This window comes from Nocardia sp. XZ_19_231 (genome assembly GCF_015355705.1).
In the GTDB taxonomy this organism is placed as follows: Bacteria; Actinomycetota; Actinomycetes; order Mycobacteriales; family Mycobacteriaceae; genus Nocardia; species Nocardia salmonicida.
Map to the genome: position 1 here is coordinate 66,439 of NZ_JACUZI010000003.1, position 13,499 is coordinate 79,937.

Consider the following 13,499-nt stretch of genomic DNA (forward strand, 5'->3'; position numbering starts at 1 on the left):
GCAGGGGGGATGTAAGGTGCGTCATACTCGAAAATACGAGATTGTGAGTGCCCCTGTCGTGACCGTCGTCGAACACTCGGCTGCGCCCGCCGATCCGGACGCCCTACTCGCCGACCGCTTCCATTGCGATGCCATCCGGCACTTGACCCGCCTCGCGCTCGGGCTCTCCCAGGATTCGATGGATCTGCTGACCTCGGTGACCGATCGACTGCGGGCCGCCGAGGGCGCCCTGCGCGATCCGCTCACCAGCGACCTCGGCTACGACTGAGGCTCGTCACCGCCGCCGTGCGGTGAGCGCCGCCAGATCGGCGAGCCGGTGCGCGCGGGCGATCTCCGCGGGGGTGAACGGTTCGTCCGGGCGCACGAAACCCCAGCGACGGTCGTCGCGGTCCAATTCCAGCAGGGTGCCCTCGCCCGGTTCGGCCACCTCCGTAGTGCCCGGCGCGAGGTAGCGCGCGCCGAGTAGTTCGGCGACAGCCAAGGGCAATTCGTCCGGATCGCCGACGATGCGGGCCGCGATCGCGAGCGCTTTGGTCTGCCCGTCGATCAGCGACAGCACCGTCGCGGGCCACACCCGCACCCCCGACCCTCCCGCGTGCTCCACGGCGGCGGTGATCGTATTCGCGGTGATCTCGGCGGGCGCGGCGACGACGAGTTCGTCGAGCACCGCGTCCTCGAGTTGGTGCACGTGCACGGTGAGAATGTTGGCGTCGCGGTGGGCGAGATGCTTGGCCAGCGTCTCGAGCGCGCCGGGTCGGTCGGCCAGGCGCACACGGATCCGCCAGAGCGCGGGCGCGGAGTCGATGCGGTCGCGCGTGCGGAGCTCCGGGCTGTGCAGCCAGCCGCCGAGCATCCGCATCGCCGACGGTTCCACCACCCAGATCACCAGGATCGTGGTGGTGATCGTCAGCAGTGTGACGGTGAGCAGGTACGGCGGGTGTAGGTGGACCACCAGCGCGTGCAGCGCCAGTTCCACCGGGAACACCGCGGCGAGTTTGGCGAGGGTGAGCCTGGTTCGCCCCGGATGCGGCAGTCTGCCGCAGACCTCGCAGGCCAGGACCGTGACACGGGGACGCACTGCGAATCGCCTCATGCGGGTCAGCGTCTCCGGCAATCGTGTCGATCTTCGTCGAGGTGCGTAACAGCGATGTGAAAGCCGACGCGAAAACCGTTGACCTGCACAGACTTTCCCGGTGATACCGAACACCCGCGAGTATCGGCTGTGCCTGTCGACACGCTTTGCTCGATAGTCGACGGCAACGATTGTGACTCGCATCACCAAAAATCATTGACAAACCCACATAAACGGGCATAAAACAACATACATACAGATTCGCGGAAACTGGAGGAACCCATGTACGCCGAGGAACGGCAGCAGGCGATCGCGACCCTCATCGGGCATCGCGGGCGCGTTTCCGTCGCCGAACTCGCCGACCAGTACGGAGTCACCACCGAAACCGTGCGTCGCGATCTCGCGGTGCTCGACCGACTCGGAGTGATCCGGCGGGTACACGGCGGCGCGGTGGGTTCCGGCGCGCTCACCACGTTCGAACCGGGCACCGCCGAGCGCGACAGCACCCGCGCCGCGGAAAAGGACCGGATCGCCGAACTCGCGCAGCGGTACCTGCCGAGCTCCGGCGGCAGCGTGCTGTTCGACGCGGGCACGACCACCGTGCGGGTGGCCTCGGCCATGGCGATCGACATCGATCTGGTCACCGTCACCAACTCGCTGCCGGTCGCCGCGCGCCTCACCGGGTTCGCCGGTGTGCGGTTGCATCTGCTCGGCGGGCGGGTTCGCGGAATCACCCAGGCCGCCGTCGGCGCCGAGACCCTGCGGCTGCTCGGCGAATTGCGGTTCGATGTCGCGTTTCTCGGTACCAACGCGCTGACGGTGCGCCATGGGCTGTCCACCCCCGATCCGGAGGAGGCGGCCGTGAAACGCGCGATGATCGCCGCCGCCGATCGGGTGGTCGTGGTCGCCGACGCGAGCAAGATCGGGCGCGAGGACTTCGTACGCTTCGGCGATGCCGCCGATATCGACGTCCTGGTCACCGATGCCGACATCCCGGCCACCGCGCACGCGGAACTGGTCGCCGCGGGAATCGAGGTGGTGCGCGCATGATCGTCACGCTGACCGCGAATCCGAGTGTCGACCGCACGGTCACCCTCACCGAGTCGTTGCGGCGCGGGCAGGTGCATCGCGCGGCGAGCGTCACGTCGCATCCCGGCGGTAAAGGGGTCAATGTCGCCCGGGTGATGTCCGACAGTGGGGCGGCGGTGCTGGCTGTACTACCAGGATCCGACGACGACCCCGTGGTGCACGGATTGCGCACGGCGGGCATCGAATTCCGCACGGTGCCGGTGGCGGGCGGGCCGAGGGTGAATCTGACCATCGCCGAAACCGACGGCACCACGACCAAGATCAACGAGCCCGGCCATCCGCTGAAGGCGCGCGATCTGGCCGAGCTCACGGCGCTACTCGTCGAGTCGGCCGCGGAAGCGGAGTGGATCGTGCTGTCCGGGTCGCTGCCGCCGGGCGTGCCCGTCGGCTGGTACGCGCAGCTCGTCGCGACGTTGTCCACACCGGTGTCATCCAGCCGAACTCGGCGTACCCGCGTCGCCGTCGACACCTCGGACGCTCCCCTGCTCGCCCTGTTCGACGAATCAGCAGGTGCCGCACCGGATCTGATCAAACCGAATTCCGAGGAACTGGCCCAGCTCACCGGCCTGGACCCGGTCGACCTCGACAACCCCACAGCCGCGGCCGACGCCGCCTCGACCCTGATCGACCGCGGCGTCGGCGCGGTCCTGGCCACCCTCGGTGCGGCAGGCGCGGTGCTGGTCACCGCCGATGGCGCCTGGTTCGCCGCGGCCCCGCCGATCGTCCCGCGCAGCACCGTCGGTGCGGGCGACTCGGCGCTGGCCGGCTACCTGCTCGCCGATCTCGCGGGCGCCTCCCCGGCGGATCGGCTCCGCACCTCCGTCGCCTACGGCAGCGCCGCCACCGCGCTGCCCGGCACCGAACTGCCAGGCCCTGCCGACGTCATCCTCGAGGCTGTGACGGCCCACCGACTCACCGCCTCCGAACAGGACGGAATCCCGCCGCGACCACCGCCGTCGCAGTCGACCGTGACGTTGACACCTGGCTCTCGATCGCACGGATTCTCCACTCGCCCTGACTGATTCGCCACAGACCCCGCCCCTGCCCGCTCCACCCCACTCCGGAAAGACACGACGATGGCCGCTTCGATCATCACTGCCGACCTGATCACACTGGACGCCGACCTCGGCGCCGACAAGAGCGCGGTGATCGCCGCGCTCGCGGGCAGGCTCGCCGCCGCGGACCGCGCCACCGACGCCGCCGCGGTCGCGGAGGCCGCCTCGGCCCGGGAGTCGCAGTCGGCCACCGGCCTCCCCGGTGGCATCGCGATCCCCCACTGTCGATCGGCTGCCGTCTCGACGGCGTCGCTGGCCTTCGCCCGCCTCTCCCCCGCTGTCGACTTCGGCGCTCCCGACGGGCCCGCCGACCTGGTCTTCTTGATCGCCGCCCCGGACGGTGCGGGGGCCGAGCATATGAAATTGCTGTCCTCCCTGGCTCGGGCGCTGGTCCGGCCAGCCTTCGTCGCCGACCTGCGCGCCGCCGCGACACCGGCAGATGTGGTCGCCCTCGTCGACGGCGTCATCAATCCCCCGGCCGCGACCGGATCTCCCGCCGGCGCGGGTTCGGCGAGTCCTGCCGGGTCGACGGCTGGGTCCGATTCGACCGCAGACGGGGCAGGTTCGTCCGCCGCTGCCGGTGAGCCCGGCAGTCCTCCCTCCTCCGATCCATCCGCCGTCGGTGCGGCAACCGTCGCTGGTGCCGCGACTGGTGTGGCTGTTTCCGGTGCAGGGGCCGGTGGGGGCACGACTGCGCCCATCGGGGACGCGGGCGGAGCCGACAGCTCGGCGTCAGCCGGGAGTGCCGCCGCGAGCGGTGCGTCGGCCGACCACGCATCGACATCCGGCGCGCCGAAGAAGATCGTCGCCGTGACCGCCTGCCCCACCGGTATCGCCCACACCTACATGGCCGCCGACTCACTGGTTGCCGCGGGCGAACGCGCCGGAGTCGACGTGGCAGTGGAAACCCAGGGTTCGAGCGGCGGCGACGCGCTCGACCCGTCGACGATCGCCGCCGCGGACGCGGTCATCTTCGCCACCGATGTCGGAGTGAAGGATCGCGGCAGGTTCGCGGGCAAGCCCGTGATCGAGTCCGGCGTCAAACGCGCCATCAGCGAGCCCGACACGATGATCGCGGAGGCCGTCGCGGCGAGCGCCACCGTCGGCGCTGCCACGGTCGGCGGTACCGCGCCCGCGCCCTCGCAGACAGCGGCCAAGGGCATCGGCTGGGGAACCCGCCTGCGCCAGATCCTGCTCACCGGCGTCAGCTACATGATCCCGTTCGTCGCCGCGGGCGGTCTGCTGATCGCGCTGAGCTTCCTGCTCGGCGGCTACGAGATCTCCGACAGCGCGAAAACGATCGTGCTCGACAACTCGATCACCGACCTACCCGACGGTGGTCTGGCCACCTATTTCGGTGCGGTGCTCTTCCAGATCGGCTCACTCGCCTTCAGCTTCCTCGTTCCGGCACTGGCCGGATACATCGCGTTCGCGATCGCCGACCGTCCCGGCCTGGCACCGGGGTTCACGGCAGGCGCGATCGCGATCTTCGTCGGTGCGGGATTCCTCGGCGGCCTGGTCGGCGGTCTGGTGGCCGGATTCGCGGCCCTGTGGGTGAGCAGGCTGCCGGTACCGACGTGGGCTCGCGGGTTGATGCCGGTGGTGGTCATCCCGCTGCTGGCCTCGGCGATCGTCGGCATCTTGATGTTGGTCCTGCTCGGCAAGCCCCTCGCCGCCGTGACCAACGGGCTCACCGACTGGCTCAACGGCCTGTCCGGCAGCTCCGCTGTCGCGCTGGGTGTCATCCTGGGCGTGATGATGTGCTTCGACCTCGGTGGTCCGGTCAACAAGGCCGCCTACGCGTTCGCCGCCGCGGGCCTGTCGGTGACCGACACCGCCACCCTGCGGATCATGGCCGCGGTGATGGCCGCGGGCATGGTCCCGCCGCTGGCGATGGCACTGTCGACCGTCCTGCGCCCTGGCCTCTATACCGAGGCCGAACGCGAGAACGGCAAGGCCGCCTGGCTGCTCGGCGCCTCGTTCATCTCCGAGGGCGCGATCCCGTTCGCCGCCGCCGACCCGCTGCGAGTGCTGCCGTCGATGATGGTCGGCGGCGCGGTGACCGGCGGGCTGATCATGGCCACCGACGTCACCCTGAGCGCGCCGCACGGCGGCATCTTCGTGTTCTTCGCGATCGGGCACCTCGGCTGGTTCCTGGTGTCGCTGGTCGCGGGCACCCTCGTCGCCGCGGCCTGCGTCACCCTCGCCAAGCAATTCACCCGCAAGCAGTCCGTCGCCCCTGTTCTCACCACCGCGTAATCCGTTCGCACACAAGGAGATATCCCATGGCAAGCACCACCGTCACCGTCGGCTCCTCGGTCGGCCTGCACGCCCGCCCCGCGGCCCTGATCGCCGAAGCGGTCGGCGCGGCAGGCATTCCCGTCACCATCGCGGTCACGGGGGGCGACCCGGTAGACGCGGGCTCGGCGCTCATGATCATGACCCTCGGCGCAGGCCAGGGTGCGGAAGTCGTGATCACCAGCGACGACCAGCCGACCCTGGACAAGATCGCCGAACTCGTCGCCAGCGACCTCGACGCTTAGTCTCGAATAATGCGAAAGGCCCGGAACCAGTGGTTCCGGGCCTTTCGTTTTGTAGCGGGGACAGGATTTGAACCTGCGACCTCTGGGTTATGAGCCCAGCGAGCTACCGAGCTGCTCCACCCCGCGTCGGTGTGAACACAACATTACACACAGGTGCGCGCAGGCGCCAAATCGTGAGGTCAGCGTGCGTTTTCCGGCAGATTCGCGCAATCCTCGCCGAGTAATGCCACTGTCCGAGGACTTCGAATGTGGCAGCCATCACACATTCCGGCAACCGCACGTGTCGGGGCCGAGTTACGGTGAGCGGCGTCACTATCACCTCGTGATCCCGAACACATAACGGTCAAATAACAGACCGCACGGAATCTGGGTATTCCCACTGGTTATGCGGTGTAAACATCGAAAAGACGACTATTCGATTCATAGAAGCCGCTCGTTATCAAGATGTGATCGGCATCGATTCATTGGTTAGCGTCTCCTTCATGACTGAGACCCGGAAATTCAGCACCCGCGCCCTTGGCGTCGCCGCCATCGCCGGCGCCCTTGTTGCCGTTCCGTTCGGCCTCGCCACCGGTACCGCCTCCGCCGCCTCCTACAACTGGGACGGCGTCGCCCAGTGCGAGAGCGGTGGCAACTGGGGCATCAACACCGGCAACGGCTACTACGGCGGCCTGCAGTTCTCCCAGAGCACCTGGGCTGCCAACGGCGGCCAGGGTTCGGCGCACAACGCCAGCAAGGACGAGCAGATCCGCGTCGCGGAGAACGTGCTCGCCAGCCAGGGCGTCGGCGCGTGGCCGCACTGCGGCCAGTTCCTCCAGTCGGGCGCGTCCGAGCCCGAGGTGGTCGAGGAGCCCGCCGTCGAACTGCCGGTCGAGCTGCCCGCTCAGGCGAAGACCGATGTCCAGGTCGCCGTCGACCAGGCCAAGGCCGCCGGCCAGGCGCTGGCCGACCAGTACGGTGTCGCGGGTCAGTACCAGGACCTGCTCACCGCCAATGCTCCGCTGATCGCTTCGATCGGCGGCTGATCCACCGTTCCCCCTGCACAAGAAAGGCCCCGTCGAGTTGACGGGGCCTTTCTTGCTGTCCGGGGTGACTACCGGCCTGCGGCGTCCTGGTACGCCTTCATCGCGACGTCCAGTTCATCGAGTGCCTTGCCGTAATCGGTGAAGTTGCCCGACCGCATCGCCGTGCGCACCGCCTCGATCTTGCGGCCGACCTCGGCGGCCGCGGCCTCCTGGGTCGGCGAACTCGCGGGCGGTGTTGTTCCCGGCGGCGGTGTCGTCCCGCCGGTAGGCGGCGTGACGGTGCCCTGGTCGACCGGTGGGGTCGCTCCCGGCTTCGGCTTCACCGCCGGATCGCCACCGAACGGTGTCGCCAGCGAACCCGCGCCCGGCATCACCTGATTCAGTGCGCCGGCCAAGGTCGAGTCGTAGCCGACCTTCACGCTGCCCGCCGCGTCGCGATAACTCACGAGCACGCGCAGAAGCTGCGGGAAGGTCGACGAACCGGTGTTGCGTTCGTTGTAGAACGGTTCGACGTAGAGGATGCCGCCGTCGGCCACCGGCAGGGTGAGCAGGTTGCCGTAGCGGATCTTGTTCGAGTTCGACAGCAGCGTTTTCTCTCGCGACACCGCGTCGGCGGTGGTCATCGAGTTCTGTGTCTGCTGCGGACCCTGGGTCTGGGAGTCGGTCGGCAACTGCAACACGGTGAACTTGCCGTAGTTCTCGGGATCCGAGCGGACCGAGATGTAGGCCGAGAGGAACTGCCGGTTGTAGCCGACCATCGCCGAGGTCAGGTTGAAGACCGGTTTGGTGGTCTTCGGATCACCGAGCAGCACGTAGTACGGCGGCTGGTTGAACGTGCCGCCTTCGATCGTCGGATCGCTGGGTACCGACCAGAACGCGTTGTTGGTGAAGAACTCGCGCGGGTTGTCCACGTGGTACTTCGTGAGCATGTCGCGCTGGACCTTGAACAGGTCCTCCGGGTAGCGGAAGTGCGCGCGCAGCTCGGGCGAGATCTCGCTCTGCGGCTTCACCGCGTCGGGGAACACCCCACGCCAGGCCTTGAGCACCGGGTCGACGGTGTCGGTCTCGTACAGGGTGACGGTGCCGTCGTAGGCGTCGACGGTGGCCTTCACCGAGTTACGGATGTAGCTGACCTCCTTGCGCGGGATCACGCGCCCGGTCTTCTTGTCGATGCTGTCCTCGACCGCGCCGTCGAGCGAGGTCGGCTGAGCGTAGGGGTACTTGTCGAGCGTGGTGTAGGCATCGACGATCCACTTGACGCGACCATCGATCACCGCCGGGTAGGCGTTGCCGTCGGTCGTCAGCCACGGTGCGACCTTCTGCACCCGATCACGCGGACCGCGGTTGAACAGGATCTTGGAGTCCTCGCTGATCGCGGAGGAGAACAAGATGTTGCGCTCGGCGTACTTGGCCGCGAAAGCGAGCCGGTTGAACCAGTTCCCGATCGGCACGCCGCCGCTGCCGTCGTAGGTGAACTGGGCCTCGTCGGAGTCGTACTCGCGCGGAGCCTGCCCCTCGGCGGTACCGACGATGGCGTAGTCGGGGTCGGTCTGGGAAATCAGCTCGCCGTAGTAGATGCGCGGCTGGTCGACCTTGATCTGCTGGTCCTCGACCTTGGTGAACAGGTCGCTCACCATGAACAGCGGATAACCCGAATCGCTGCCGCCCGCCGCGCTCTGCGCCTCGGACTGCGGCTTGTTCACCCGGTTGGCGGGCGCGGCGACGAAACCGTTGCCATGGGTATAGACGGTGTGCTGGTTGATCCAGTCCTTCTGGTTGCCCGACAGCGCCTGGGGATGCAGCTCGCGCGCGGCGACGATGTAGTCCTGCAGGTCACCGTTGAGGTTGTAGCGGTCGATGTCCAGCGACTCGGGGAAGCCGTAGAAGTTCTTGCGCTGCTGCAACTGGGTGAAGGTGGGCGAGAGGATATTCGGGTCGAGCAGGCGGGCGTTGCCGATGGTCGCCGCGTCCGCGGGGACCTCGAGCGGGCTCTTGGTCGAGCTGCCTCGGTAGTTCTGATACTCGACCTTGTCGTCGGTGATCCCGTAAGCCTCGCGCGTGGCCATGATGTTGCGCTCGATATAGGGGCTCTCCTTCTCGGCCGCGTTGGGGCGCACCGAGAACTGCTCGACCACCATCGGCCACACCGCACCGACCAGGATCGACGACAGTACGAGCAGCGCGGCCGCCATCGCGGGAACCCGCAGATCGCGCAGCACGATCCCGGCGAAGAACGCCATCGCGCAGATCACCGCGATCGACAGCAGGATCAGCTTGGCGGGCAGCACCGCGTTGATATCGGTGAACGAGGGACCGCCGAAGGTCGGCTCCTTCCGCGTACTCGACAACAGGTCGTACCGGTCGAACCAGTACGCCACCGCCTTGAGCAGCACGAAGATGCCGGCGATCACCGCGAGCTGCACGCGCGCGGCCCTGGTGAGCGTGCCTTCACGCCCGGCCAGCCGCAGGCCGCCGAACACGTAGTGGGTAACCAGGTTCGCGAAGAACGCGATCACCACGGCGACGAACAGCCAGTTCAGCACCATCCGGTAGAACGGCAGGTCGAAGGTGTAGAAACCGATGTCGAGGTGGAACTGCGGGTCCTCCTGGCCGAACTCGCCACCGTGCAGGAACAACTGCACCGTCGCCCAGTTCGACTGCGCGACCAGTCCCGACAGCACGCCGAGCAGCACCGGGATGCCGACGCCGAACAGCCGCAGCTTGCTCATGACGGTCGTGCGGTAGCGCGCGATCGGATCGTTGGGCCCGGCGACCGGCACGAAGACCGGACGTGACCGATAGGCCAGCAGCAACGCTGCCCAGACCACCAGACCGACGAGCAACGCGACGACCACGAACAGGATCAGACGTGTGCGCAACACGCCGAGATACACACTGCGATAACCGACCTCACCGAACCACAACCAATTGGTATAGGCATCGGTGAAGCGGGGCCCGAGCAGCAGCAACGCCGCGAGGACGACTGCTGTCACCAGCAGCACACGGCTGCGTCGGGACAGCGAAGGTAAGCCGGTGGGGGGCCGCATGCCCACGGTGCCACTCTCCATGCTCCGGCGGTTCCACACCGTGATCGGCGCAGTCACCGCAGTCCGAATCTTGCGGGTGATCCGTTACCGGACCGTTGGCGCCCACTCTACGGAAATCGGACACCGTGCAAGCGTCTGGGCCGAAAATGATTGGATGTGCGGGTGACCGAAGACGAGCACGCCGAAGTTCTCCTCGCCCGCTGTGTGCGCGAGGTCGTCGAGTTCGCCGACGCCGAGGGCTGGGGAAACCCGCCGCAGATGTTCGCGTTGGTGCCGACCGCCGACCTGGCCGCGGCCGAACCCGACCTGCAGGATCAGCTCGACGACGGCAGCGAGCTGACCCCAGTTGCCCAGGAGGCATTTCCCGACGACATCACCGGCGGGTCGATGGCGCTCGACGAGTTCCTTGCCACCACCACCTGGCCGCCCGCGGTCGAGGGTTGCGTGCTGGTGCAGGAGATCGTGGTGCTGCCGCCCGACGCCGAGAGCGATCTCGACGAAGCGCTGGTTCCGCTACTCGCCGATGACGAAGCCGCCGACGCGGCCGGGCGTGCCGCCGCGCACGCGCATCCGGGTCGCCGCGACGCGCGACTCATCGCGGGCGTATTGCGCCAGGGCACCACCCTGTGCCTGCTGCAGATCCGCCCCGAGGACGACGACGGCTTCGGCGATCTCGATCTGCGCACCTACCCCAACCTGGCGCCGGGCCTGATCGATGCCCTGCACCACACCTTGGAGTGACAGCGGATCCTGTGTTCTCGGCGCGCCTCCGCCGATGGACTGACCGAAGGGTGCGACGAAGGAGTGCCCGTAGGGAGGGAAGAGGTGGAGTTCAGCGCCGAGAACCGCGGCGCCAGCCGCCAAGATCAACCGCAGCCGATCGCCTCGCGGCCTGCATTGATGTCGGCCAGTCCGGTGATCGCGCTGTCTAGGGTGTCGACCTTCACCAAGCGAAGGCCCTCGGGAGCCCGCTGACCGGCCTCGTTGCAGTTGTCGGCGGGAACGAGGAACGTTTCCGCGCCTGCCTCGCGCGCGGCGATCATCTTGTACTGGATGCCACCGATCGGGCCGACCTTGCCGTCCTGGTCGATGGTTCCGGTGCCCGCGACGAACTTGCCGCCGTTGAGTTCGCCCGGCGAGAGCTTGTCGATCAGCGAGAGGCTGAACATCAGCCCGGCCGACGGTCCGCCGATATCGGCGAGGTTGAACTCGACCTGCAGCGGCGGACGTCCACCTTCACCGGGGGTGATGCCGAGGTATCCCTTGGCCTCGTCGCCGGGACGTGGCGCGAGGGTGATCTGGCTGGTCTGCTCCGCGTCGCCGCGGCGGTAGACGACAGTGATGGTGTCGCCGGGAGCCTTGGTGCCGACGATGTCGATCACGTCCTTGGGCGTAGTGATCGGGGTGCCGTCGACGCTGACCAGCTCGTCGCCGACTTCGAGCACGCCCTTGGCCGGGCCCTCTTCACCGAGTCCGCGCACCAGCACGACGGTCGGCATCTTCAGGTGGTGCAGCGCGGCGACCTCGGCATCGCTCTCGGAATCCTTGAAGTCCTGCTGATTGGACTTGTCGACCTCCTCGCGCGACACGCCAGGCGGGTACACCTCGGCGCGCGGCACGAGACCGTGTTCACCGCTGACCCAGAAGCCGAATGCCTCGAACAGGTTCAGCCCGTCGCGCACCGACACGGTCGTCATATTGAGGTGCCCGCTCGTGGGATCCAGTGGCGCGCCGGTGACATCGACCACCTGTTTGCCCTCGACCTGGCCGAGGGTGTCGAAGGTGGGGCCGGGGCCGAGGGCGACGAACGGCACGGTGACCACGCTGCCGGCCACGCCGAGCACGAGTACGGGGACGAGGGCGACGATCAGGGTGAGGATCCGACGATTCACTCGGACCACAGTAGTGATCAGCGACCGTGACCGACGGTAGTGGCACGCTTTTGCGGCGTGGCCGTTGTCGCGCGATTTCGCGATGCGCGAACACCGTGGGCCCGGGGGTCCCGCGTAACGTAAGAGGTATGAGCGATCTCCCCTTCGGCTTCTCGACCGGCGACGACGACGATTCCGGCAAGCGTCGCGACGAGGGCAACGGACCTGGCGGAAACGATCCGTTCGGGTTCGGAGCGGGTGGCGTGGGCGGTGCGGGCGGATTCGATCCGTCGCAGCTGGGCCAGATGCTGAGCCAGCTCGGGCAGATGATCAGCGGCATGGGCCAGGGCATGGGTCCCGGCGGCGCGCAGTCCGGCCCGGTCAACTACGACGTCGCCAAGCGACTGGCCCGCCAGCAGCTCGGCTCCACCATCGCCCCGATCGCCTCTGGCACCACCACCGCGGTGACCGACGCGGCGCATCTGGCCGAGCTGTGGCTCGACGGCGCCACCGTGTTGCCCGCGGGCGCCACCAAGACGGTCACCTGGACCCCGAACGACTGGATCGAAGAGACCCTGCCCACCTGGAAACGCCTGTGCGACCCGGTGGCAGAGCAGATCTCGGGCATGTGGACCGCGCAGTTGCCCGAGGAGGCCAAGCAGTTCGCCGGGCCGATGGTCGGCATGCTCGGCCAGATGGGCGGGCTGGCGTTCGGTTCCCAGCTCGGTCAGGCGCTCGGCCAGCTGGCCAAGGAGGTGCTGACCTCCACCGATATCGGACTGCCGCTCGGCCCCGCCGGTACCGCGGCACTGCTGCCGACCGCGATCGCGGCGTTCAGCGAGGGGCTCGAGCAGCCCGAGAGCGAGATCATGGTCTTCCTGGCGGCACGCGAGGCCGCCCACCAGCGACTTTTCGCGCATGTGCCGTGGCTGCGTCAGCAGGTGCTCGGTGCCGTCGAGGACTACGCGCGCGGCATCAAGATGGACTTCTCCGCGATCGAGGAAGCCGCGCAGGGCATCGACCCGATGTCGCTGAGCGACCCGTCCAAGCTGGAGGAACTGCTCTCCCAGGGCACGTTCGAGCCGCAGACCACGCCGGAGCAGAAGCAGGCGCTGGAGCGCCTCGAGACCCTGCTGGCACTGATCGAGGGCTGGGTCGATGTCGTGGTCACCGACGCGGTGGGTGAGCGTCTGCCGGGCGCGGGTGCGCTGTCGGAGACGCTGCGTCGCCGCCGGGCCACGGGTGGGCCCGCCGAGCAGACGTTCGCGACGCTCGTCGGACTGGAGTTGCGTCCGCGCAAGGTGCGTGAGGCTTCGGCACTGTGGCGGCGGCTGACCACCGATGCGGGGATGGAGCGGCGCGACAAGGTGTGGGAACACCCCGATCTGCTGCCCGATTCCACCGATCTCGACTCGCCCGCCGGTTTCATCGACTCCATCATCGGCGGCGGCACAGGCGCTTTCGACGACCCGATGGCGCAGTTGGCCGAGACCGAGGCGCGCGAACGCGACGCGGCTGATCGCGACAAAGCCAAGGCTGACGAGTCCGACGAAACCCCGCGCGACGAGGGCGATGCCGACCCGGATTCCGGCGCAGGCAAGTCCTGATCCGCACCGCCACCGAGGTCGATGAGAAATCTTGCGATCTCGGTGGCGCGACACGGTTACGTGGCTGACGTTCGTCGGAAAACGCGGCGACGACCCACGGTACAGCGGCTGTTCACAATTCGGAATTCTCGAACCGACACGCCGAAACCCTGTGGATAACTGCACTTTCGGCGCACGGTGAGCCGCTGCC

11 protein-coding genes and 1 tRNA gene are annotated in these 13,499 nt (G+C 67.9%); 8 read left to right on the forward strand and 4 right to left on the reverse strand.

Features of this window, described 5'->3' with window-relative positions:
- Nucleotides 1–43: 43 nt before the first annotated feature.
- Entirely contained in the window at nucleotides 44–268 is a 225-nt protein-coding gene (locus IBJ82_RS13590) for a hypothetical protein (RefSeq protein ID WP_194826319.1), read from the forward strand.
- Nucleotides 269–274: 6 nt separating this feature from the next.
- Here the strand turns inward: IBJ82_RS13590 and IBJ82_RS13595 are convergent, their stop codons facing one another.
- Entirely contained in the window at nucleotides 275–1,093 is an 819-nt protein-coding gene (locus IBJ82_RS13595; RefSeq protein ID WP_194826320.1) for an amino acid-binding protein, read from the reverse strand.
- Between the two features lie 261 nt (nucleotides 1,094–1,354).
- Here IBJ82_RS13595 and IBJ82_RS13600 point away from each other — a divergent pair, with 261 nt between their 5' ends.
- The 4 genes from IBJ82_RS13600 to IBJ82_RS13615 are packed head-to-tail and all read left to right on the forward strand — an operon-like array spanning nucleotide 1,355 to nucleotide 5,759.
- Nucleotides 1,355–2,122 carry a DeoR/GlpR family DNA-binding transcription regulator gene (locus IBJ82_RS13600; RefSeq protein WP_194826321.1) on the forward strand — a complete coding sequence of 256 codons (768 nt, stop codon included), beginning with the start codon at nucleotides 1,355–1,357 and terminating at the stop codon, nucleotides 2,120–2,122.
- Nucleotides 2,119–3,183: a 1-phosphofructokinase family hexose kinase gene (locus IBJ82_RS13605; protein ID WP_194826322.1), complete on the forward strand. Its 1,065-nt coding sequence runs from the start codon at nucleotides 2,119–2,121 to the stop codon at nucleotides 3,181–3,183. The genes IBJ82_RS13600 and IBJ82_RS13605 overlap by 4 nt, the downstream gene beginning before the upstream one ends.
- A 54-nt stretch (nucleotides 3,184–3,237) precedes the next feature.
- Nucleotides 3,238–5,475 (forward strand): fructose-specific PTS transporter subunit EIIC, encoded by a 2,238-nt coding sequence (locus IBJ82_RS13610; RefSeq protein ID WP_194826323.1) that lies wholly within the window; start codon nucleotides 3,238–3,240, stop codon nucleotides 5,473–5,475.
- Between the two features lie 26 nt (nucleotides 5,476–5,501).
- Nucleotides 5,502–5,759: an HPr family phosphocarrier protein gene (locus IBJ82_RS13615; RefSeq protein ID WP_194826324.1), complete on the forward strand. Its 258-nt coding sequence runs from the start codon at nucleotides 5,502–5,504 to the stop codon at nucleotides 5,757–5,759.
- Between the two features lie 52 nt (nucleotides 5,760–5,811).
- Here IBJ82_RS13615 and IBJ82_RS13620 read toward each other — a convergent pair.
- A tRNA-Met gene (locus IBJ82_RS13620) sits at nucleotides 5,812–5,885 on the reverse strand.
- Between the two features lie 356 nt (nucleotides 5,886–6,241).
- On the opposite strand from IBJ82_RS13620, the gene IBJ82_RS13625 reads away from it, so the two are divergent.
- Nucleotides 6,242–6,784: a transglycosylase family protein gene (locus IBJ82_RS13625; protein ID WP_228537120.1), complete on the forward strand. Its 543-nt coding sequence runs from the start codon at nucleotides 6,242–6,244 to the stop codon at nucleotides 6,782–6,784.
- A gap of 68 nt (nucleotides 6,785–6,852) precedes the next feature.
- Here IBJ82_RS13625 and IBJ82_RS13630 read toward each other — a convergent pair whose 3' ends face one another.
- Nucleotides 6,853–9,837 carry a UPF0182 family protein gene (locus IBJ82_RS13630; protein WP_194827113.1) on the reverse strand — a complete coding sequence of 995 codons (2,985 nt, stop codon included), beginning with the start codon at nucleotides 9,835–9,837 and terminating at the stop codon, nucleotides 6,853–6,855.
- A gap of 156 nt (nucleotides 9,838–9,993) precedes the next feature.
- Here IBJ82_RS13630 and IBJ82_RS13635 point away from each other — a divergent pair, with 156 nt between their 5' ends.
- Entirely contained in the window at nucleotides 9,994–10,572 is a 579-nt protein-coding gene (locus IBJ82_RS13635) for a PPA1309 family protein (RefSeq protein WP_194826325.1), read from the forward strand.
- A 125-nt stretch (nucleotides 10,573–10,697) separates the two neighbouring features.
- On the opposite strand, the gene IBJ82_RS13640 is transcribed toward IBJ82_RS13635, so the two are convergent.
- On the reverse strand, nucleotides 10,698–11,723 hold the full coding sequence (locus IBJ82_RS13640; protein ID WP_194826326.1) for a PDZ domain-containing protein: 1,026 nt from the start codon (nucleotides 11,721–11,723) through the stop codon (nucleotides 10,698–10,700).
- Between the two features lie 128 nt (nucleotides 11,724–11,851).
- On the opposite strand from IBJ82_RS13640, the gene IBJ82_RS13645 reads away from it, so the two are divergent.
- Nucleotides 11,852–13,309, forward strand: a complete 1,458-nt coding sequence (locus IBJ82_RS13645; RefSeq protein WP_194826327.1) for a zinc-dependent metalloprotease — start codon at nucleotides 11,852–11,854, stop codon at nucleotides 13,307–13,309.
- Nucleotides 13,310–13,499: the final 190 nt, after the last annotated feature.